The organism is Candidatus Sulfotelmatobacter sp. (assembly GCA_036500765.1).
GTDB lineage: Bacteria > Acidobacteriota > Terriglobia > Terriglobales > Acidobacteriaceae > Sulfotelmatobacter.
This window is the reverse complement of record DASYBM010000004.1, coordinates 1,194,198-1,217,192: the sequence shown is the minus strand read 5'-3', so window position 1 is coordinate 1,217,192 and position 22,995 is coordinate 1,194,198. Positions and strand designations below refer to the sequence as shown.

14 protein-coding genes and 1 pseudogene are annotated in these 22,995 nt (G+C 59.0%); 8 read left to right on the top strand and 7 right to left on the bottom strand.

What is annotated here, in order from left to right; genetic code table 11:
* Positions 1-78: 78 nt before the first annotated feature.
* The 3 genes from VGM18_08185 to VGM18_08175 all read right to left on the bottom strand — a co-directional run bounded on the left by VGM18_08185 (position 79) and on the right by VGM18_08175 (position 6,005).
* Complete coding sequence (locus VGM18_08185) at positions 79-1,473, bottom strand: TonB family protein (protein HEY3972968.1); 1,395 nt, start codon at positions 1,471-1,473, stop codon at positions 79-81.
* A gap of 207 nt (positions 1,474-1,680) precedes the next feature.
* Positions 1,681-3,972: a carboxypeptidase-like regulatory domain-containing protein gene (locus tag VGM18_08180; GenBank protein HEY3972967.1), complete on the bottom strand. Its 2,292-nt coding sequence runs from the start codon at positions 3,970-3,972 to the stop codon at positions 1,681-1,683.
* Positions 3,969-6,005: a hypothetical protein gene (locus tag VGM18_08175; GenBank protein ID HEY3972966.1), complete on the bottom strand. Its 2,037-nt coding sequence runs from the start codon at positions 6,003-6,005 to the stop codon at positions 3,969-3,971. The genes VGM18_08180 and VGM18_08175 overlap by 4 nt, the downstream gene beginning before the upstream one ends.
* Positions 6,006-6,354: 349 nt before the next feature.
* Between VGM18_08175 and VGM18_08170 the strand changes: the two genes are divergently transcribed.
* The 3 genes and pseudogenes from VGM18_08170 (at position 6,355) to VGM18_08160 (ending at position 9,835) form a co-directional block, all read left to right on the top strand.
* Positions 6,355-7,689 (top strand): aspartate aminotransferase family protein, encoded by a 1,335-nt coding sequence (locus VGM18_08170; protein HEY3972965.1) that lies wholly within the window; start codon positions 6,355-6,357, stop codon positions 7,687-7,689.
* Positions 7,686-8,549: pseudogene (locus VGM18_08165) on the top strand (SDR family oxidoreductase). Before VGM18_08170 ends, VGM18_08165 begins: the two are co-directional and overlap by 4 nt.
* Positions 8,550-8,752: 203 nt before the next feature.
* Positions 8,753-9,835, top strand: a complete 1,083-nt coding sequence (locus VGM18_08160) for a hypothetical protein (GenBank protein HEY3972964.1) — start codon at positions 8,753-8,755, stop codon at positions 9,833-9,835.
* A 22-nt stretch (positions 9,836-9,857) separates the two neighbouring features.
* Here the strand turns inward: VGM18_08160 and VGM18_08155 are convergent, their stop codons facing one another.
* Both VGM18_08155 and VGM18_08150 read right to left on the bottom strand, forming a co-directional pair.
* Entirely contained in the window at positions 9,858-11,099 is a 1,242-nt protein-coding gene (locus VGM18_08155; protein ID HEY3972963.1) for an ABC transporter permease, read from the bottom strand.
* A gap of 69 nt (positions 11,100-11,168) precedes the next feature.
* Complete coding sequence (locus tag VGM18_08150; protein HEY3972962.1) at positions 11,169-12,425, bottom strand: ABC transporter permease; 1,257 nt, start codon at positions 12,423-12,425, stop codon at positions 11,169-11,171.
* Positions 12,426-12,648: 223 nt separating this feature from the next.
* Here VGM18_08150 and VGM18_08145 point away from each other — a divergent pair, with 223 nt between their 5' ends.
* A complete protein-coding gene (locus VGM18_08145) occupies positions 12,649-13,062 on the top strand; it encodes a hypothetical protein (protein ID HEY3972961.1) in 414 nt (137 codons plus the stop codon).
* A 54-nt stretch (positions 13,063-13,116) separates the two neighbouring features.
* Here the strand turns inward: VGM18_08145 and VGM18_08140 are convergent, their stop codons facing one another.
* Entirely contained in the window at positions 13,117-13,968 is an 852-nt protein-coding gene (locus VGM18_08140) for an RNA methyltransferase (protein HEY3972960.1), read from the bottom strand.
* 287 nt (positions 13,969-14,255) lie between these two features.
* On the opposite strand from VGM18_08140, the gene VGM18_08135 reads away from it, so the two are divergent.
* The 3 genes from VGM18_08135 (at position 14,256) to VGM18_08125 (ending at position 17,522) form a co-directional block, all read left to right on the top strand.
* Positions 14,256-14,900 carry an L-threonylcarbamoyladenylate synthase gene (locus VGM18_08135; protein HEY3972959.1) on the top strand — a complete coding sequence of 215 codons (645 nt, stop codon included), beginning with the start codon at positions 14,256-14,258 and terminating at the stop codon, positions 14,898-14,900.
* 78 nt (positions 14,901-14,978) lie between these two features.
* Positions 14,979-15,599, top strand: coding sequence for a YdcF family protein (locus tag VGM18_08130; GenBank protein HEY3972958.1), 621 nt, complete (start codon positions 14,979-14,981; stop codon positions 15,597-15,599).
* 30 nt (positions 15,600-15,629) lie between these two features.
* A complete protein-coding gene (locus VGM18_08125; protein HEY3972957.1) occupies positions 15,630-17,522 on the top strand; it encodes a tetratricopeptide repeat protein in 1,893 nt (630 codons plus the stop codon).
* A 139-nt stretch (positions 17,523-17,661) separates the two neighbouring features.
* Here VGM18_08125 and VGM18_08120 read toward each other — a convergent pair whose 3' ends face one another.
* Complete coding sequence (locus VGM18_08120) at positions 17,662-18,927, bottom strand: hypothetical protein (protein ID HEY3972956.1); 1,266 nt, start codon at positions 18,925-18,927, stop codon at positions 17,662-17,664.
* A 186-nt stretch (positions 18,928-19,113) separates the two neighbouring features.
* On the opposite strand from VGM18_08120, the gene VGM18_08115 reads away from it, so the two are divergent.
* On the top strand, positions 19,114-22,977 hold the full coding sequence (locus VGM18_08115) for a TonB-dependent receptor (protein HEY3972955.1): 3,864 nt from the start codon (positions 19,114-19,116) through the stop codon (positions 22,975-22,977).
* Positions 22,978-22,995 lie beyond the last annotated feature (18 nt).

Genomic DNA, 22,995 nt, shown 5'->3' with positions numbered 1-22,995 from the left:
TTTTGAGGATCTACTTGCTCCGAGCCCGGCTGGCGGGGACGCCCGCCGGACAGCCGGCGGGACGCCGGCGCTACAAACTTACCGCACCATGCGTTCCGGCACGGCTTGCGTCGAACTTCGCGTGTAGCGAAACTGAATCGCCCACGCGCTCGGCGCTGGTTTCCCGTCAGCTTCCGGTGGAGAGAATTCCCACTTCTCCGCCGCCTTCAGTGCCAGTCCAGCGAAATATCTGCTGGGGCCCGGGGAAGTGAGTTTTGCCGTCGTCACCTTGCCCGACGCATCCACTTCCACGCGCACGCCGACTTTGACCGTGCCGGTGATTGTATTGCGCGCGCTTCTTGACGGTTCGGGCAGGACTTTTCGCACAACATCGCCTTTGGAGGTCACGGCGCTTTTAGTCGGCGCGACCGGATTGTGCGCCGCAGTTGTCGGTGGGTTGGCAGGCCCAGGAGCGGGTTGAGCCACCGCGGCCGGAGGCTGAGCCGTCGCTGCTCCCGGGGATTGGGCCTGAGGTTGTGAGGCCCCCGTCGGTTCGGTCAGGGTAGGGGCCGGTTCTTGCCCGCTCCGGCCGCGAGCGATAAATACGATCAATCCAATCACGAGCGCGGCCGCCACGACTGCTGCAATTACCGGAGCGCGATTCGTTGTCTGCGGAGCGGCTACTGTCACTTCCGTTTCCGCCGGTACCGAGCGGGCCGCAGGCTGGAGCCGCGCCTGAATCTCGGCGAGCGAACAGCGCCGCTTAGGATCGAGATGCAGGCATTCGCGCGCAATGCCGCGAAACGGCGGCGGCACGGTTTCCGGCGGATCGGGATCGACGGGTGAAGGCTTGCTCTCAGAAGACGGGCGATCAAAAGACACATTCTGAGTAAGCGCGGCAACCAGCGTGACTCCGACGGACCAAATGTCGCCCGCAGTTGAGATGATTCCCGCCGCGGTCTCAGGCGCGTCATAAACATCACGCCGCCGGGTGGCTGGATTCGGTTCCGCAAACGAGACGATCTGATCGGCTGATAGTTTCAACTGCTCGTCGATCGCGTGGACATTCGACGGCTTGATACGCCCGTGCACGTATCCCTTGCCGTGCAGATAGGAAAGGCAATCGAGCAGCGCCGGCAGCATATCGGTGACTTCGGCCGTCGCCAGTGGACGCTGCGGAAGAATCTGCGAAAGATCCTCCTCCGCATATTCCATCACCAGATAAAGCAACGGCGTGCCGTCGAGTCGGCAACGTCCGGCTTCGTAAATTCGCATCAGGTGGGGATGAGTAAGCTGGGCCGCCGACCGCCAGCGTGCAAGTTGAGCGTCGGCGTCCGGGCCCGCCGAGATCAGTTTGATGACGACCTTCTGCGACTGCCCCGGCCTCTCGGTAAGAAAGACGGCGCTATGATCGGACCCGCCGAGCCATTGCCGCAGCGGAAATTTCGTATCGACGCGCCCTTCCCACTTTTTCCACGCCTCAGGATTGCTCATGACTTGCGCTCGCGAACAGCCATTCTATGCCATCGGCGAAAACCGCGTAAATGCAGCGTTTTTCGCCGAGTGCGACTTTGAAACAGGATTCTTTAAAGAGATTTGTATCAGGGCACCGCTTCAGCGATGCGGCACGCCTGAAGGCGTGCCCTGATACGGACCTTCGTCATGACTCGAGGCTCCTCGCGGAAAACAACTTCGTTTAGTTCACCTGCTCTTATAGCTGAAAGTCACCTTCGTCTCCTCGTCCAGAACCAGCGGACGGACAAAGCTGAACGAGGTGCCCGCCCGTGGCACATCGATCGCTACCGGCAGCACTCCCGCAACCCGACGCTGCAAGTTTATGACGTTGGCCGAGGCTCCGGTTTGGTTAGAAGCCCCCGGAGCAGGCGCTATTAATTGGGTAAAGTTGTGCCCCCTCAAGCCGACGTTGGAAATCTCTTGTTCTGTGATCGCGCCACCGATCGCCGTGGCCTTGGTTTGCAACTGAGCCGCTTCGCCCAAAACTTCAACCGTTTCCGCCGTGTTAGCCACGCTTAGCGGAAAGTTATAGTCCGAGGGGAGGCCGGCATCGTAATTCAAATTAAACTGGCTCGTGCGGAATCCCGGCATGCCCGCTTTGGCTGTGTACGTTCCTGAGGGCAGGTCATTGATCACCCATCGCCCCTGGGGATCGGTGAATGCTGTAACAGTGCCTCCCGTGCCTACGCGAGTAATGGTGACGCGTGCATTGGGAACAACCGCGCCCGTCGAATCCACCACATGGCCTCCCATTTGCCCGGGCGAGGCTTGCGCTCTCTGGTTGGCGTAGCTCGCTTCGCCCGCACCAGTCTGGCGAAGAACCGCAGTTTCTTCACGGAACGGTTGCGGTACCAGATTCGATGCGATTACATCTCCGCCAAAGTCTTTTACTTTGTATTGCTCGGGCAGAAAGACCTCCCAGGTCAGCAAGCTGATCGGAATATCCATGCTTGGCAAGCTGAGGTCGGCTCCGCCTTTTTTGGCGAAGGGCGCGCCAGAGTGCATGAACACGAACGAAACGGTATAAGAATCGGTGGGACGAAATCCCGCTCGCAAGAGCGGCACGCGGCTGCCATCCGGCCCCTGCACCGGCTTGACCCTCTCGCCTCCAACGTCCGCGGAAAGAATGCTCGCGCCCGCGGGCAACGCGACTTTCAAAAATGGCTGCGCCTGATTCTTGAGTGTCAGTTTCACTTCGGTGAGCGACTTGCCCTCCGAGGTAACGAGCGTTGTGACCTCAGCGCTCTCGGCCACGGCCGCGAGCACGCCGCCATCCGGAAACCGCACCCACTGCAGAGCCAGCGTCGGAGTCTCGTTGGCTTGCTTGTGATAGCGGAATGCCGCCTGCGCCGGAAAATGCGCCAGCGACCGCAAGTAAGGATTCGCTTCTTTCACATCCATGCGCTTGAGCCCTCCCCCTTCGGTCGCGGTGAGTTCGATCGTGCCTGCGCCTTCGATCAGCACTTCGCCGGTTTCACGCTGCGCTTTTACGAAGGCAATAAAAGGAGCATCCGCCTTGGCGCCATTGATCGCCCGCTCCATCGAAATCAGAAACTGGTGATTGCGTTGGCTGGGAGCATTTACTCTCAGAGTCAAGACGTCCGAATTGGTTTCACTGGATTCGAGCGTCGCGCCGGTCACGCCGGTCACCTCGAATCCGGCTGGCAACTCCACCTGGAATTGCGAAGGCTCGCCCTGCACTATAGTGATGTCAGCCAGCACGGCGACCCGCATTTCGGCCTCGCTCACCGAGATCAGAGTTTTTGCGTCGGCGAGAAAGCGCACTTCGCGGGGCGCGGCTTGCACGACCGTTTCCCGCGTGGCCCACCAGACGTTAGCGGGCTGTCCCGGGACCAGTGTGGCCTCAATCGCGGTATGACCATTTTCCGATTTCCGGCTCGTGATGATACCGGGGTTGATGTTCGCGAACGTGTGATCGCCCGGAATTACGAGCGCCAGTTGCACGCTACCCGCCATGGGCACCGGCAGACTGAATGAAGCGCGACCCGCCTCGATTCGCAACGGCAGCCCGGCCTCGAGCGCGATCGAAAACTCTCCCGGCCCATTCAGCAGCGCCGCGTGCGTGCCATTGTCCTGCTGCAATGGAACTCCCTGGCCGTTCTGATGCGCATCGAAAATCGTCATGCCGGTCGTCAGCGGAACTTTGCTCACGCCCTTGTGAAACACTTCGCCTTCGAGTTCCACTGTGCCCCGAACACCGTCGTTCTCGACGTGCAATTTCACGTCAGCGTGTTTCATAGAGAAGGGAAGCGGAGCGGCATCCGATTTCTTAGGCGGCTTGGCCGCCAGTTCCACCAGCCGGTTGTACTCGTCCAGCGTCAGCGTGACATTGCCAGGATCGGGCAAGGGCAGCGTGGTTTTGTCGTCCATCGCATAGGCCGCGCACAAACAGCAGAAACACATTACGCAGAACAGCCCGATCTTCCTCGCATTATTTGTTACGGTTTTGCAATTCATCGCACACCTCCCTTTTTGTCGCGCTGAAAATTGAATTCTGCTGCGGGGAACTGATTCTCGCTGGTGAGTTCGGAAACCAGGAAGATCGACGGCCCGAATGCAGGGAATGAAACATTGATCGGCAGAATGCCAGTCACTTTTCCCGCGTTCGACTTCGCGCGAAATGAATCGAGCAGAGCCTGGGTCGCATCTTTGTGGTCGCCGAGCCCATGGAAATTGCCGTTTGAGTCTGCGCTTTGCACTCTGCCAAGAATTTCCAGACGATCGAGTTCCTTTGGCATCGCAGCCGGCGGGCTATTCACGCTTACCCCTCCTCCGATAGCAGGGTTCGGTGGCATGAGCGCAGCCGACATCGGATTCACATACTCCTGCGTGCGAAACGTTCCCGGCTCCGCCGTAACGTGAAACAGCGGTGGATAGTAGAGCAGTAGCCCCGTGCGCGAAATGGGAAGATCCAGCGCGGGTAGCGTGACTCTCTCCCGGCCCTTCTCGTCCCACTTCGCGGCCTTGGTCAGATACAGAATCTCCACCGCGAATGCGGGCGCTTCTTCGCCGCGCGATTTTTCCAGAGGCAACAGCAGGCTGCCGTCGGGCGATTGCCCGGGACGAACCGGCTTCCCACCCAGCGCAACGCTCCACACCGTTGCGCCCGCGGGCAGCGTAACCTTCACGAAGTTTCTCTGATTGTTGCGCACCGCGTAGCGCGCCTGCACTAGTTCCTTGCCATCGGTACTCATCAGAACTTGATAGCGTGCCTCTTCAATGTTCGCCATCAAGACTGCCTGCTGGTCATAGCGCGCGATGTTCACGCTCAACGATCGTGTCTTACCCGCCACGCCTGGCCGCGCGCGAAATGCGACCAGCGCCGGCGACTGCCGGCTCGCCACCGTATCGCCCAAGTCAGTGGCATCGGCCTCCTCCAGCCCTTCCGATTTCTGGCCTTTAATTTCTCCCGCACCCAGCACCTCGACGGCTACGCCGCCTTCGTCACGCTCTGTATTCAGCAGGCGCAGCAAAGGAATGTCGATGATGCCATCGCGGGGCAGCCGGCTTTCACCGCTGATCACGAAGCGCGCGCTGTGTTCGACCGGCTCCAGAAAAGTCACGGCTAGTTCGCCGTTCTTCATCTCCCAATCGGCCACCACGGCGCCCGCCACCTGATTGATGGTGATTTGTTCCGGCAGTTGAATGTGCACCTCGCGGGCCGCACCCTGCACGATGTCAAACTTCGCCTCGGCATAAATCGAGGTGGAATCCTCCGCCAGGCTGGTCAGTTGAGTGAGCGATCCCCGCAGCCGCAACGGCATCTCGACGTGGTGATCTTCCGTTTTCTTGCGCCAGGTGAAAGTCAGCGCTTCATTGCCGCGTGCGTAGGCGAGCCACTTGGTCTCGCTGGCGGTTTCTGATTTTTCCGAAAGCAGTCCGCCGCCGATTCGCAAGTCGACTCCTTGCCGCGGCAGCAGCACCGCAGCGCGCGTCACGCCCGACTCAGAAGATGGCAGCGACAAGCTTTCGTCCCCCGCAGAAGAGGTGACCGGCACATCCACATCGAGCAGCAACTGGAAACGTCCGGCGTGCGAAAGCAACGCGCAAAGATGAGTTCCTCCCTTGCCAGGCGCACCCGCCACCAGCGATACCGGCTTACCGTCGAGCCTCGCCTCGCGCACCAGCAAGCCCGTGGGCACAGGCACGCGCACCCATCCATCTCTCAAAACGTCGACGGTAAGGCTGGCTCGCCCGGCAGCCAGATCGCCGACAATGTGCAGCTCGTAGTCCACGCGGGTCAACGTGGCGTCAAGTGGCGGCGGTTCAGGATCGTGCTCGACCGGGTAGGCTTTCGCTCGCAACACTCGATACTCATCGACGGGAATCACGACCCATCCCGCGTTGTGCAACGACTCGGAGGATTTTTCTTGCGCTTGCGATATAGCCCCCCAACAGAGGGAAGCGACTACGACAACGATGCAGGAAGAAAGCTGTCTCAGAGTGAATCGTCTGAGTTGCGGAAAATCGGCGAGCTTCGAATTCGTCATAGTTCCAGCCTCACTGTTCCAGAACACTACTGCTGATGTTCAAGCTTTACTCCAATAGATGGGGGATGCGCCTCTTACGCGGGGGGATGTTTGAGTGGCGCTGGGCATCAGAAGAAGAACGTTTAAGCGTGGAGAAAATTGCGCTGAATTTCGAGGCGAGAGTAATAGTTACCTTCAGGCACCGAGTCTCCGAGAACGCTTACGGTCGGCGCTCGACACCGCTTCGCTGAGGTAGGATAGCTAGCGCTGTTTGCTTCCAGGATGCGAGAGCGAAGGAGCCTCTTCGGCAAGCTCAGGCAAGTTCTCGGGATAGCCGGCGGAGACGCCAGCGCGACGGTGCGGAGGTTCGATGACGTTCAGCACGGAAAAATCTCGGCAGCTTTACGATCGCACGGTCGGCGTGCTGATCGAAGCCAGTAGTTCGTCGTCGCGCGGCCCGGCCAATTTCGGCAAGTATCCCATCTTTATGCAGCGCGGCCGCGGGTCGCGAATCTTCGACGTTGACGGCAACGAATACGTCGACTGGATGATGGCCTTCGGCGCACTGCCCCTCGGGCACGCGCATCCCGAAGTGGTGGAGGCTATCACCGAAGCCGCAACCAGCGGCGCGCACTTCGCAACCGCAACTGCCATCGAACTCGAAGTGGCCGACATGCTGCAAGGCATGGTGCGCAACGCCGAACGGGTGCGTTTCGCCAATACCGGAACCGAAGCCATGATGGCCGCGATTCGCCTGGCGCGAGGCGTCACCGGGCGACCAAAACTCTTGAAGTTCGAGGGTCACTATCACGGCTGGCACGACGATCTGCTGGTCAGCTCCAATGCTTTGCCCCCGACAGCTCTGGGATTGCGCAGCGACCCGATCAAGATTCCGGACAGCTCGGGTCTGAATCGCCACGCGCTCGAAGACACGGTTGTCGCGCCTTGGAATGATCTGGCTGCGCTTGAACGCGTGATTGAAAATCATCCCGGCCAGATTGCGGCGATCGTCACCGAAGGCGTGATGGCCAACATGGGCGTGATCCCGCCGGCGGAAGGATACTTGCCGAGCCTGCAAAAGTTGGCCAAGGCGAACGGAATTTTATTCATCCTCGACGAAACCGTCACCGGATTCCGCATCGCCCCCGGCGGCTGCCAGGAATATTACAGATTGACTCCCGACCTGGTGACCTTCGGCAAAGCCCTGGGCTGCGGCTTGCCGGTGGCCGCCCTGGCCGGCCGCGCCGAAGTGATGGACGCGCTCCAGTGGGGCGGCGTGCTGCACTATGGCACGCACAACGGCTCGCGCATCGGAATGTATGCCGCGCGCGCCAACCTGCGCGTGCTCACGCGCGATGACAACGCCGCCTTTCGCCACACATGGAAGATTGCCGAGAAGCTGTGCTCTGGCTATCGCGAATTGTTCCGCACGCGAGGCCGCGCCGTGGCCGTGCAGAATGTCGGCCCAATGTTTCAGATCATGTTCACCGATCAGCCCGCGATCCGCGACTATCGCGACTTCTGCCAGCACGTTGACCGGGCGGCCTTTCAGAAGTTTGTGCTCTCGCTATTTCCGTGCGGAGTTTATGCATCACCGTCGGCGTCGCTGCATTCGATCGTCACGCTGGCGCACACCGAGCAGGATGTCGAGTTCACGCTGGAGGCCGCGGCCAAGGCGCTCGATTCCGTGGATGGAGCATCGTGAGGAAAGCGCGCGCGAACACGATTCGTCCGAAGCAGACTCGTCAGGAGAAGGATTCAGAGAAACCTCCGGCGAAAAGCGTGGAAGCCCGCGCCGCTCAACTGCTCTCCCTCGAAGGCAAGGTAGCGATCGTCACTGGCGCCGCCTCCGGCATCGGCCGCGGCATCGCTATCCGTCTGGCCGGGATGGGAGCCTTCGTCGCCCTGCTCGACATTGACGACTTGAAAGGCCGCGGCAGCCTCGCCGATATCGAAGCCCAAAAAGGCGAAGCGCGTTTTCTGAACTGCGACGTGCGCAGCGCCGCCGAATGCCGTCGCGCCGTCGCTACCGTTGTAAAGAAGACGGGAAAGATCGACATTCTCTGCAACTGCGCCGGCGTCGCCATTCGCAAAGACATTGTGGAACTTACCGAAGAGGAGTGGGACTTCGCCCTCGATGTAACGCTGAAGGGAATTTATATTCTGTCGCGCGAAGTCGTGCCCCATATGATTCGCGACCGCGGTGGCAGCATCATCAACATCGGTTCCGGATGATCGCTGAAAGGCGGCCCGCGCGCCGCGTCCTACTGCGCCGCCAAAGGAGGTGCCGTGAACCTGACCCGCGCCATGGCCATCGATCACGGCCAGCACAATATTCGCGTGAACTGCGTGTGTCCCGGCGACGTGGAGACTCCCATGCTGCGCAGCGAATGCGCCCAGCTTGGCGAAGACATGGGGACGTTTATGCGCGAAGCCGCGAATCGTCCCCTGGCCCGCATCGGCACTCCCGGCGACATCGCCAATGCCGTCCTTTTTCTGGCGAGTCCGATGTCGAGTTGGATCACCGGCGCAGCGCTAGTCGTCGACGGCGGCGGATTAGCATGACATTCACGCGCTCCTGCAACATTCTCTTCGCCGCCGCTGTATGCAAATTCTTTCATTATTCCTAAGATTCGGGATAAGTGCTAGAGTTCCGGCTCTCAATCTTCGCTGCTGACTTCCTCCCCGTTCCCCCGCGGGCAAATCAGCCATAGCGTTTTCGCGTTGACCGCCATTTCGCCTGAAAGGTGTCTTCAAAAGGAGGATTCATGGGAACCCAGAATTTCGAAAACTCAGTCGTGCCCACGCAAAGACGGCGAACTCCAAAAGTTCGATTACTCGCAACCTGCGTTTGCGGAGTGATTCTCGCTCTGATGTTGGTGGTCGCCGCCAGCGGGCAAGTCACCGGCCAATATATTTCGTTCGACGCACCGAACGCCGGCACCGGAATAAATCAGGGCACGTACCCAAATGCAATTAATGGGCACGGTTGGATCGGCGGCACGGTCGTTTACAGCACTGGCGCTTCCCACGGTTTTCTGCGCCAGCAGAGCGGATCGTTCATCGCGGTGGATGCACCGGGCGCCGCCCAAACCTGGGTGAGCGCCATCAACGCCTCCAATGAATCAGTCGGATACTATTTCGGCGCCACCTGTACGTGCGGATTCTTTCGCGATGCCGCAGGAACTTATACCGAATTCTCATATACCGGCGCCGACACCACTTCCCCCTCGGGCGTTAACAGCAACGGCCTGGTTTCCGGATATGAGCACGATGGTACCGGCTACCACGGTTTCTTGTGGAGTGCGTCGCGCGGATTCACCGTTTTTGATGTGCCTGGGTCGGTGCCCGGCTCCACGCTCGTATTTGCCATTAACGACGCGGGCGCTGTAACCGGCACGTACGTCGACAGCAGCTATTACTCCCATGTATACATCCGCAGCGCGAACGGACACTTCACCACCTTCGAGCCGGTCTACGGCGGAACCCACTCGAACGCGGCCGCGATCAATACGAGTGGCGAGATCACCGGCTGGGGCGACGACGGCATGGGCGACACCTACGGGTTCATTGCAAATGCACATCGCGCGGACGAAGTCTTCGCAGTGGCGGGATCGCCGGGAACCGACGGCACCGCCATCAACGACAGTGGAGTCGTCGTCGGCTACGGCTTCTCGGATGCGGGCGGCAATTTTTCGTTCGAGCGCGAGACCGATGGCACCATCAACGTTCTGTCGCTGCCGTTTTCGAACACGGCCAACCAGCCGACCGGTATCAACCGTTTAGGCGATGTCGTTGGCTACTACACCGATTCCGCGGGCGCAAACCATGGCTGGGTTGGAGTTCCGTAAACATCGGGGCGTTCCCGGCGCCTTATTCGTGGCGCAACGCCTCAATCGGATCGAGCCGCGACGCGCGAAACGCCGGAATCATCCCGCTGATCAGTCCCACCGCGCCTAGAATCAGCGTTGAGGCGATCAGTGTTCCCGGCGCGATGATCAGCCGGATATCGCCGGCTTCCGCGTTCTTGGCGAACGCGCTGTACAGCGTGAGTCGTCCGACTGAAAGAGCAACAGCGTAAGCCAGCAGCACTCCCAGTACGCCGCCGATAAATGTAATCGTCAGAGCTTCGGCCAGAAACTGCGCCAGAATATACCGCCGCGGCGCGCCCAGCGCTTTTTGCACGCCAATCTCACGCGTGCGCTGCGTCACCGATACCAGCATGATGTTCATCAGCCCGACGCCGCCAATGCCCAGCGTCAAGGTGCCGATAAAGCCCATCAGAATCTTCAATCCCATCGTAATAATCTCGAACTGGTGCACCTGCATCATTATGTTAAAAACGAATACGGCCTGGCGATCGCTCTGATTGAATTTGTGCTCGGTCGCTAGAATGCCACGCACCGTCTGCTCCAGCGTTTCGTACTCCGGCGTCTGATAGGTAAACCAAATCGTGTCGAGATAATGCGTCGACTTCAAATCGCTCATGGTCGTGAAGGGAACATAGATCACGCGGTTGATGTCGTCGTTCCCCTCTTGCATCTTGCCGGCCAGAATGCCGATCACTTCAAAGCTGAGGCCGTCCAGCCGGATGTGTTCTCCAATCGCATTGCGTCCGGAAAATAGTTTCTCCTTCGCTTCCGAACCAATCACGGCGACGCGCGCACGCTGCACCTGATCTTCCATGTTGTAGAAGCGCCCATGCCCCATCTTCAGCGAGCGGATGGCGAGCACATCCGGATTATTTCCGCTCACCGGAAACGTGAAAACCCGTGTGTCGTACTGCACGCTGGCTTGCTTGATCACTTCCGGGGTGATGTGCGTGATCTGCGGAAGATTCGTAGTGAGCGTGTCGATGTCATCCTCGGTAAATCGAACGAGCGAACCCGCTTTCTGCCCACCCGCCTGCATCGACGTGCGGTTCGGTATTACGATGACCATCTTCGTGCCAAAATTGGCAAAGATGTTGGTGCAGGCCTTGCCAAAGCCGTCGCCATAAGCCAGCAGCATAACGACCGTAGCGATGCCCCAGGCCATGCCCAGCATGGTAAGCGCAGTCCGGCGCCGGTTGTGCTGCATAGCGCCGTAAGCTTCCTGAAGCAGATCACGAAACATACTGACTCGATCCAAAAACGCTTTACCCAAAAGTTCGAGGTCCGAGGTCTGACGCCAGACGCCAGTTTCCTACTCCTGCCTAAGGGCTTCCACCGGCGGCAGCATCGCCGCCTTGCGCGCAGGATACAGCCCTGCCACAACTCCGGCCAAAGTCAGGCTGCCGATCGCCAGCATGGCCGACATCGGCACCAGCTTTGGCGGATCGAATCCGCCCGGCCCCTGCACCGTCCCCATCATCGCCATCAAGCCCGCCGCAAACGCCATCCCAATCATGCCGCTGCCCAGCGTGAGCAGCAAGCCTTCCAGAAAAAATTGCGACAGGATACTGCGGTTGGTCGCGCCTAATGCCTTGCGCAATCCGATTTCCCGCGTTCGCTCGCTGACCGCGACCAGCATAATGTTGATCACTCCAATCGCCCCCAGCGCCAGCGTCACCATGCCCACCGCTCCGAGAAACTCGCTCATCACGTCGAAGATCGTTCCCACCATTTGCGATTCTTTAATCGTGTCCCAGCCCTCGAAGGCGTTTTCATCGCTCACATCGAAGCCATGATTGCGAGCGACGATCTTATGTACGTCCGCCTCCGCCAGCGTGTGTTCGGCGGTTGTGGTTGGCTGATATTCCACCCAGGAAATCGAATTCTGGTGGTTCTCACCCTTGATGGGAAACTCCGTGGCCATCACCGGGAACGGAATGTATCCCCGCGTATTGAGCCAGGTGTTGTCGCCGCGCCCCAGGTGCGGCATGGTACCCACGACTTCAAAACGCAACCCATTGATCAGGACGAACGCGCCCAGCGCCGGGCGGCCCGGAAACAAAGTCTTCATCAACTGGTTCCCGAGCACGATTACATGCCGGCGCTGCGTTCCATCCAGTTCATTCAGCCAGCGCCCATCCAGGATCGGAAGATAACTGATCTCATTGAGCTGCGGCTCGACGCCGAGAATCTCGATGCCCGCGCTGGCGAACTCGCTGACCTGCTTCAAATCTTCGCGTGAAATCAAAGGGCAGGCATTGCGCACATGTGGCGCCTGCGTGCGGATGTCCACATAATCCTGGTACGTGAGCAGATAAGGCCGCGAAGAATTCATGCTGCCCTTCACCGCCGGCGCGCGCCCGGGAAAGATAAACATGATGTCTTTGCCGAACTCGGCCAACTCGCGCTTATTCCCCGAACGAAATCCTTCGCCCACGCCGACCAGCAGCAGCAGCGATCCCACGCCCCACGCGATCCCAAACATGGTAAGAAACGAGCGCAGCTTATGCGCCCAAAGATTGCGGAAAATCTGCGCGAAGATGTCGAGCACGGTCCGCATAGGTGACATAATTGTACCTTTTCTGGGATGCGGAGTTCTTGGATTAGAGCTGTATCGCCATCACCGGGTTGTTAAGTGTTATGCCGACGTTACGTCAGGCACTGCTCTTCGGTATCATACGGGCGTGCTAGAGCGCCTTTTCAAGAGAGCCAAACCGGAACCGATCGGGGTTAGCATTCTGCTGCTCCAAAAGCGGCTCAACAGGTTTTCTACCGAAACGTTGAATTCCGCAATGCAACGTGGCTGGAGGCGGACCTATGACAGCCAGAAGTTCTTCGCCTCATCAATTTTCGATGGAGAGGGCGCGGTCCTGAAGGTTGGAACGTTTTATGTTACGATGCGTCACTTCGACCGAAGGCTTGAGGCGAAAGAACTTGGGAATCTGGAGTTGCCTAACTGGGCCGTCCATTCCGGCTACTCCAGCATTGAGTACAAGTGTCCCGAAGGTGTGCCAGAAGGCGAGACGCGAGAGAAGATGTATGGATTTCTTGCGCTCGTGTGCGCGGAATTGCTGACCGGCAATAGCTCTGGCATTTTGTTTCTCGAAGAGCGGGTTGCGATTCCCAATGACTCCCAACTCCAGGACAGACTGCGCTCGGGTCAGCCCCTGAATCCCTATGTGTTAGCTCACGAGCTCGGAGCATAAGCGTTGCGACTAGAACGCACCATCGCCGCGTCCCTTCTAAGTCGACTCCTGACCTCACTGCCCGCGCCGCTGCCGCGCCGCCTCGTACAGCACGATACTTCCCGCGACGCCCGCGTTCAACGATTCCACCTGCGGCTGGTGAGGGATCGCGACCAGTTCATCGGCCTGCGCGAGCACGGTGCGCGGCAGTCCCGAGCCCTCACTCCCCACGAAAACCGCCGATGGCAGCGTGAGGTTTGCCTGATCGAGCGGTGTGCCCTTATGGGACGACGTCGCGATGAGCCGCAAGCCCTGTGCCCTCAGCTTCGCCGAAATGGCTTCCATCCCGCCCGCGGCTTTCGCAATAACGACCGGCAAACGGAAAATCGATCCCGCCGACGCGCGAATCACTTTCGAATTCAACGGACTCACCGTGCCCTCGCCTAGCACCGCCCCCGCGCTGCCGAAAGCCTCGGCCGAGCGCAGAATAGTTCCCAGATTCCCCGGATCCTGCAAGCCCGCGAGCACGATCAGCGGCCCCACCTGCAAGCGCTCCAACGCATCGTCCAACGAGAATTCTTTCAGCCGGACCAGCGCCGCCACGCCCTGCGGAGTCTCGCTCGGGACCGCGTCGTCAAAGAGCTTGTCCGGCAGCAACAGCGTGTCGACGTTGGACCCAATCTGCGGCAACAGTCGCTCCGCCAGATTCTGCGCCGACTCTTTGAAGAACAGCGCACGAAAGCGGAGACCGCTGCGTGTTGCCTCTTCTACAATGCGCAGCCCTTCGATGGCGCAATTGCCATCGTCAGTGCGTTCCGCCCGAGCGAACGCCTGCCGCAGGTCTTTCACCAGCGCGTTGTGCCGCCCCTCGACCCGGCGAAGGCGATCGGCGCGAGACGCAGATTCTGAAGGGCGAGGCAATTTCATTGTGAGAGAAAAGATTCGTATCAGTTGCTCCGCAGCAGACCGTTAACGCAGTCGCCTCCAGCCGCCCGCGGACCTCGGCGGCTAAAGCCGAATCCGCGACGGCATGCTTGCGGCATCGCTGAACCGAAGCCCTGATACGAACCGCACTGCCGGAGTCATCATACGCCGCTCCTCATCTTGATACGCCGCTCCTCATCTTGCGGCGTTTTGCCGTATTATGATAGGTTTCGCGATCAAACGAGATCGCACCTGATTAATAGCCTACAGCCAATCGAGAAGGGAAAGCCGTGCGCGCCGAAATTCTGAAGATTAGTAGCGATACCCCTGAATCCTCTCTGGTGAAATACGCCGCCGATCAGATTCGCTCCGGCGAAGTACTGGGCATGCCCACCGATACGTTCTATGGACTGGCCGCCGATCCCTTCAACCTGCGCGCAGTCGATAGGGTGTACGATATCAAAACGCGCTCGCGCCATAAACCTCTGTCGCTGCTCATCGAGAGTACCGATCAGGCCGAAGAACTGGCCAAGCCGCTGCCCGAAGAGTTCTACGCGTTGGCCCGCAAGTTCTGGCCGGGTCCGCTGACCATCATCGTGAAGGCTGGATCGCGCCTGCCGCTGAAAGTCACCGCCAACACTGGCAATGTCGCTCTGCGCGTGCCCAATGCGAAGATTCCGCTGGCCGTGGTGACGGCTGCGGCCATTCCGATCACCGCGACTTCGGCCAACCTGAGCGGAGCGTCGGAGTGCACCAGCGCCGAGCAGGTCCGCGAACAACTCGAGGGCCGCATCAATATCATTGTCGACGGCGGCTCTTCACCGCGTGATATTGCATCGACCATCGTCGATCTGAGTGATGAAGAAGCGCGCTGGCGCATCATTCGCGAGGGCGCCATCCCCAGCGACGAAATCTCAAAGTTCTTTGCGGGTTGAAGGCCAAGTACAAACGACCGACGACTAACGACCGACGACTAATTCTAGATGGGCCGTCCCAAGGATGAAACCCTACGAATGACGGACGAACCCGCCAACCAGCATCCCCTCGGCCGCTGGTGGTTTCGCCTGTCGATCGTGTTCGTATTAACCGTGCTTTCTTTCGTGGCTGTCACCTCCGTGCAGGTCGTACGCACGGCTTCTCTCGAAGAAATTCATTCTGCGGATGCAATTGTAGTTTTCGGCGCGGCCGAGTACTCGGGCCGTCCATCGCCCGTGCTGCGCGCACGGCTCGACCATGCTCTGGAAGTTTTTCATCGCGGAGTCGCGCCGGTCGTGATCACGACCGGGGGAGCGGCGTCCGATCCCACGTTCAGCGAAGGCGGCGTGGGCCGCGATTACCTGATGCGCCACGGCGTCCCTGAGCGCAGTCTGATTGCCGAAACCCAGGGCCGCGATACCGCGGAATCCGCCGTGCGCGTGGCCGTTATTATGCGCGCCAATGGCCTGCACAATTGCATTGCCGTGAGTGACGCTTACCATGTCTTCCGTATCCGCAAACTTCTCGAGCACGAAGGCATCGCCCCCGTTTACGTTGCCCCGCGTCCCGACTCGCGCCCCCACAGCTTATGGCAGCGCCAACTCGCCGTCCTGCGCGAGGCGACGAGCTATTTGTTGTGGCGCATGGGAATTACTTAAGACGGGCGAGAGCAAGTAATGGGCACGAGCGTGTCCCAATCGCGCCTATCGGCCGCGCCAACCTGTATTGGATATAATCCGGGAAAGAGCCGGAATCTTTCAGTATTCTTCACTCTGTATTCATTCACTGTGCAGCGGGCTCCTTCCACGATCGGTTTACTTCTCATCGCGCTATTCCTCGGCCCAGAGGCGCTCCCGCTAGGCGACGCATCGGCGCAGACCGCGGCGAACCCTCCTTCTACTAAATCGCCCACTGCAAAATCTGCCGAACAGTTGGCCGTGCAGCGGGGACAAGAGGCGCTCAAAGGCGGGGATATTGCGCGGGCGCGGGTGGAATTTGAAAAAGCGGTGCGGTTGGCTCCAAATGATGCGGATGCGCAGGCGGCGCTGGGATGGATTCTGGCGCAGCAGGGAGAAGGCGATGGAGCAGTAGCGCATCTGCGAGCCGCGATTAAGGGCAGGCCCCAATCCGTTGAAACGCGACTGACCTTGGCGGGAGTGCTCTCGCGGGCGGGAAAATCGGCAGAGGCAGAGACGGAGGGGCGCACGGCCATCAAGATTGCGCCCGAGAATGCGGAAGCGCATCGCATGCTGGCTAAGATTGTAAGCCAGCAGCCGGGGGATGAAGCGGTGTCGGAGATGCGGCGCGCGGTTGAACTGTCTCCGGAGCGGGCCGATCTGCGGGATGAACTGGGAACGATCCTGGCACAGCGGAATCAGTTTGCCGACGCCGAGGCCTCATATAAAGAGGCGCTGCGGTTGCAGCCGAGCTTTGAGCCCTCACTCTTTCATCTGGGGGCGGTGCATTTGCAGGAACAGAAACTCGACGACGCCGCCCGAGAATTAGGCAAGGCGGTGGAGTTGTCGCCGCAGGATGCCACGGCGCATTACTATCTGGCGAAGACTTTCGCGGCGCAATCGAAAACCGTTGAGGCGCTTGCAGAATTGCGCAAGGCCGCGACGTTGCGGCCGGAGCGGTTCGAATTGCAGATTGAGTTAGGGCTGGCCTGCCAGCATGCGGGCGACAGCGATGGAGCAGTGGCGGCGTTTGGCGAGGCGGTCAAATTGAAGCCGCAAGATGCGGAAGCTTACAACGATCTGGGGCTGGCACTGGTGCAAAAAGGGGACGCGGCGGGATCGATCCCAAAGTTCAAGATGGCGGCGCAATTGCGTCCCGAGGACGGGACGTTTCGTGGAAATTTGGCGATCGCCTATCTACAGCGTGCAGACTTCGACGCGGCAATCACCGAGCTGGACGCGGCTCTGAAACTCGCACCCGAGAATGCATCCCTGCACTACAACTTGGGTCTTGCATACAAGTTGAAAGATCAGTTGGACAAAGCGGTCGTTGAATTTCAGAACGCGATCTCGTTACAGCCCGACTTGGCGGATGCGCATTACACCTTGGGAGTTTTGTTCTGGCAACGGGGAGAGTTCGACAAGGCTACAGAGGAGCTGAAAAAGGCAATTCAGTCCAAGCCCGGTTATGCGGAAGCGCACTACACGCAGGGCACGATTCTGAAGCAGCAAGGGAAATTTCCGGAGGCCGCGGCGGCGTTGCGGGAGGCGATCCGGTTGCAGCCGGATTTTGCCGGAGCGCATACGACGCTCGCGGCGGTGTTGCGGCAGTTAGGCGATGCGGACGGTGCGGCGACGGAAGCGAAAGAGGGAGCGAGGATCGCGGCCTCGACGAACAACCTTCAGGCGGCAACGTTTTCGACGAACTCCGGGAAGAGATTGCTGGGTGCGGGGGATGTGGACGGCGCGATTGCGCAGTTTCGTTCGGCGATTACTTCGGAGCCGAACTATGCGGCCGCACATTATCAACTTGGGCTGGCGCTGCGTCAGAAGGGACTGATGGGCGAGGCCAGGAAAGAATTTCAGAGGGCGGCGGAGCTGGATCCGCGGTTGACGGCGCCGTAGGAGAATTCGGAGGGAGGGTCGAGGAACAGCAGGTCCCTCCACTGCGCTCGCGTTCGCTCGCTTCGGTCGGGATAACAGAAATTTGCGAAATTTTCCAGGTTAAGTTTTCCACCCGGCAATTCTTCAGTAATTTTACAGATCAATGGCTGCGGTCGCGGACCGAGACGAGGTCTGTCGTCACGGGAACTCCGTGGACGATTTTTACGTGGAGAAGGGCTTCGAACGGCTTGAGTTCGGCGGGCTTCGAGACGTTCAGACGATTCAGCAACTCCCGGACTGAATCTTCGCGGCAAACATACTCCACGGCCGCCTGAGTGCCAAACGTTGTATCGCCGGCCAGGATAAGGATGGACCGCGACGGATCCAGTCCCGGGAGTAGGGCCACGACCGCGTAGTCTTCCGTAGTCGGCTGGTTGGCGGGAGTTCCTAGAAATATTTGCGGTTCACCGGGCCGTGCGTGCATGTTGTGAACGGCGAGGTCGCCTTTGCGGGGGCCGGAATCGAGACGGCTGAAGACGAATTCCTGGGTGCCGGGAATATCGAGCAGCGTTAGATTTTCCGAAGGCGAGCCGACGAAGATCAGGTCATTATTCTTGGCGTCGTCGAGCGAGAACAAGGCTCCGCGCTTAACTCGGATGGGCCGATTGAGCAGATCGAATACGCGATCAAGCTGGTGAATGGCCAGAACCTCCCCCACGCCCGTGTAGTGGTCCAAAATAAATGAACGGGCGTCAGAGGATGGGTTGAAGTAGCGCATCCCGGTCTCCGGACGTCCGACAAAACTTCCGTTGCTGAAGATCACCCAGGGTTGCTGGGGGCCGGTCAGGAAACGATTCCAGAAAATCTGATAGGCGGCAGGAACGGTCTGGCTGACTGCGGCTGGCGTGCGCATCCGCTGAGAAAGCAGATAGGCGGTAGTAGAAAAAGTTGCCGCCAGCAGAACGGAGAGGACTACAACGGCGATCGCCCATCCCCGGGGGGAGGCAACAATGACCTCTCTCTTGATCGCGGGTTCTAGAATCAGCGTCGCCGGCAATGGCGCGCCCGGCTTAGGCGGGCGGAGATGGAACGTTAGAGCGTAAGAGCCCTTGGGCACTTCAACCAGAATGGGATCATCGGAACCCTCATTAGCGTAATACTCGGCGAGCTTTACCCGCAGGCGGCCCGCCTGCACGCGCACTGTGGAATCGCTTTGAGGATCGAAACCCGCAGGGCGTCCCAGGACCTCGGTGGCAATCTGGTACTCCTTGAGGGCGATTCCGGGGTGATCGAGCGAATGTTCGGCGAGGTAGCGAAGCAGCTTGCACAGCGATTCGGAACTGTGGAGGCTATGACTTTTAATAAGTTTATCTATTTGCTGGAAGCATTGCTCCCGACCGAGGGCGACCGTGTGCGTGACAGCCATATTACAGAACGTAACAGGACAACCTATCTTTGTGCAGCGTCAGGAGTTTACACCAGTAACGGTATCAAACGTAGTGAAACTTAATCCAGATAATTGTTTTGTATTAGGACTGCACGACCTGTCATCAAGGACACACCTGCATTTCTGGGGCACATTCGCTTTCCAAAAGTTCTAGGGAGGAAGTTCATGAAAAGATCAGTGGCGATCTGGGTGGCTTTGCTCGGTCTGGTGTGCAGTCTGTGGGTGTCGAGCGCTTTGGGTCAAGCAGTGTACGGCAGCATTCTCGGTACAGTGACAGACCCGTCCGGGGCGGCGGTGAATGGCGCCAAAGTTACCGTTACCAGCCAGACTAAGAACGTGTCCACCGACGTCACGACCAACGAGAGCGGCAACTACTCAGCCACGCACTTAATCCCGGACGTTTACATGATCCGGATCGCGGGCACCGGGTTTAAGACTCTTGAGTATAAGGACATTCAGGTGTCGGCCGATACAGCGGCGCACATCGACGGCCAGTTCCAGGTTGGATCGGCGAGCGAGCAGGTGGAAGTGACCGCCGAAGCGCCGCAATTGAAGACGGACCGCGCCGATGTTTCGATCGAGTTCAGCGCAAAGATGGTGGAAGACGCTCCCATTCTGAACCGAAACTTTACTTCTTTTGAATTGTTGTCCCCCGGCACCCAGAAGTTGGTGGGATGGAGCCACGCGGCGACCGAGAATCCGCAGGGCGGGCAACAAATTTTTGTGAACGGGCAGCACTTCAGCGGAACGGCCTTTGAGTTGGACGGAACCGATAACCAAGACCCGATCCTTGGGATTATTGTAGTTAACCCGAACCTGGATGCGGTGCAAGAGGCCAAGGTTACGCTGGGCAACTACGACGCCGAGTTCGGCAAGGCCGTGGCGGGTGTGGTAACGGTGCAGACGAAGTCGGGAAGCAATGATTTTCACGGCAGCGGATTCTGGTTCCGGCGTACGGATGCGCTAGCGGCCCGCGATCCTTTCACGCAATATCAGCCCGATGCGGTGACAGGCAGATTGATTCCGTCTTCAAGGTGGCAGCAATTTGGAGCCACGATCGGCGGACCGATCATCAAGAACAAACTATTTTTCTTCGGAGACTTCCAGGCGACGAGGCAGAAGAACGGGATCAGCAATCAAGAGACGATTCCGACACTGACCGCGGAGCAGTCGTGTAATCCGGCGACCAATGGCTCGAGTTCAACGCCGGGGTTTTGCAATCTGGTCGACTATGGCCAGATTATGACGAACAATGGGGCGCCATTTATCTTCGTTCCGACTGGGGACTCCGCGGGTGCGAGAAGCAATGTATTTTGCGGGTCGTTGGGTATTGTTGCTCAAGGAGGCTGCAGCGGCACAACGGCTGGAGTTTCCAACCAGTTCCTGATTCCGATCGGCATGTTGTCGACTGCTGCAACGAACATGTTGGCAGCCTTTCCGAATCCAACGTCTTCAGGGACTTGCCAAATCGGCGCTGCGAATTCATCCGGGTGTGAGAATAACTTTGTGGGAGCGGGCGCCGGACCGTATAACCAGAACAGCTTTGATACTCGCATTGACTATGCCGCGAGCCAGAGCGTGAGCGTATTCGGGCGCTTCAGCTTCAATCATTTCAGTTTGTCGGGGGCTCCGAGCTTGGGCGCGGTGGGCGGCATCGGGTTCGGGCCCGGCGGATTAGCGGGTAGTTCCATCGTCCACAATTACAGCTTGGCGACCGGCGTCACCAAGACCTTCAGCTCGACCCTCTTGGGTGACTTCCGCTTTGGATATTTCCAATACAACCCCCTGACTAATAAGCCCGATGCGGGGACGGCGGCGATGACGAATTTCGGCATCCCGAACGCGAACATGGGTGACAACTTTACTTCCGGTCTAGGTGAATTCGACATGGTCAATGGGAGTGGAAACAACACTTCGACCAATTTGTCGAATTTCGGCGATGGGCTGGGCGTGGCGCGCTGTAACTGCCCTTTGATCGAACGCGAGCGGCAGTACCAGTTCGTCGGCAACATTACCAAGATCATGGGCAATCACCAGTTTAAGTTCGGCGCCGATGTCCGGTTTGCCACCAACCTGCGCGTACCCAGCGATTCCAATCGGACGGGCGTGTATCAATTCAGCAGCGGCGATACGGCGAACTCCGGCAGCGGCGGGTTGGATTTGGCAACCTTCCTGCTGGGTGACGTGACCCAGTTAAGCCGCTACGTGAGCACGAGTGTCAACGCGGCCGAAAGGCAGCATCGGATGTTCTATTACGGCCAGGACACCTGGCGCGTAACTCCTAAGCTTACCGTGAACTACGGCCTACGTTGGGAGGTTTATTTTCCGGAGTACGTGAACGGCAAGGATAATGGCGGGTTCGCCAATATCGTCCAAGGCGTGGACCGGGTCGCGGGCGAAGCTGGAATCGGACTCAATGGGAACATCGACAACAAGTGGAGTTACTTCGCACCGCGGCTTGGATTTGCCTATCAGGTGAACCAGAAAACCGTGGTCCGCATGGGATACGGTCGTAGCTACGACATGGGGGTGTTCGGCTCGAATTTCGGACACGCAGTTACGCAAAATCTGCCGGTGCTGGCCAGCCAGTTGGTGCAACCGGCGACGGCCTTCCGCGAGTCGCCGTTCACGTTAGACCAGGGCCCTCCGATTTTCACGTTCCCAGCGATTCCGTCAAACGGATTGTTCCCCGTGGCCGGGCCGCAGTGTTACCAGTCCTCGACTCTTCCCGCATCGTCTGGCGGAGGGCCCTCGGGGCAGAGTTGCACGCAGCCTCACATTCGTCCGACGTACCAGCGTCTGCCAACTCTCGATGCCTGGAACGTTACACTGCAACGTCAGTTGGACAGGTCCACGTCAATCGAAGTGGCGTATGTCGGCAACAAGGGAACTAACACGTTCATGGGCGACGGGCCGACCTACAACGTCAACCCGGTGGCAATCGGACCAGGCACGGCCAAGGTCGCGTTTGATCCAGTGGTCTGCAATGGGATCGTCAACACGGGGTGTACCACGCCATCGTTCTCGGCGAATGTGCCGCAAGTGCAGCGGCGACCGTTGTACAACGCATTTACATACACGGGCTATCCGGACCCGACGAACGTAGCCATCGCCGGAGTTCCCAGCATCGTGCCCGGTACCTTGCAGTGCTGTTCGACGGATCAAGGCAACTACCTGGGAAACAATGCAGACAGCATCTACAACGCGTTACAAATCAAAGTGGACCGCCGGCTTTCGCAAGGGCTGCAATTGCTGTCGCACTACACGTTTGCCCACGCCATGGCCTATAACAACGGCTACTACGCCGACAATCACGCCTATGCTTACGGTCCTGATGATGAGGTGCGTAATCATGTGTGGGTGACGAGCCTGGTATACGAATTGCCATTCGGGAAAGGCAAGTCGTTCATGGGAGACTCCGGTCGACTAGCCGATCTGTTCATCGGAGGATGGCAGATCTCGGGGACGACGAACTGGAGCGGCGGGCTACCCTGGACGCCGAGCTTTTCAAATTGCAACCAAGTCAACGACGTCGGAACTTGCGAGCCGGTAAAGAACGGTTCGTTCCATTTGGGCGCGGGCTCGTTCCAGCACCCGGCTGGGCAGCATCCGTTCGTTACCTTCTTCACGCCGATCCCGACGCTGTCGTATCCGGACCCAACAACCTTAGGGCCTAACGTGGATACCTGCACTCTCACCCGGCCCTCCGGGCAGGGATGGGCAATGCCAGCTTGCGGAGCATTGGGAAATGCGGGGCTGTTTAGCTTACGCGGACCTAGGGCGTTCTTTGCGGATTCCGCAGCGTTCAAGAACTTCTCCATTACCGAACGTGTGAAGGCACAGTTCCGCATGGATGTCTTCAACTTGTTCAACCATCCGGTTCTGGGCTTCAGCGGCAACCAGGGCGGTACGGGGCAGTGCATCGATTGCTCCGGCAATGGCCAGATTACCGACATCGAAGCCGACGCTTCGCCGGGTTCGACTACCGGTATGCGTCAGATCGAGTTTGCGCTCAAGTTCTCGTTCTAGGAAGATCATGGAGTACTC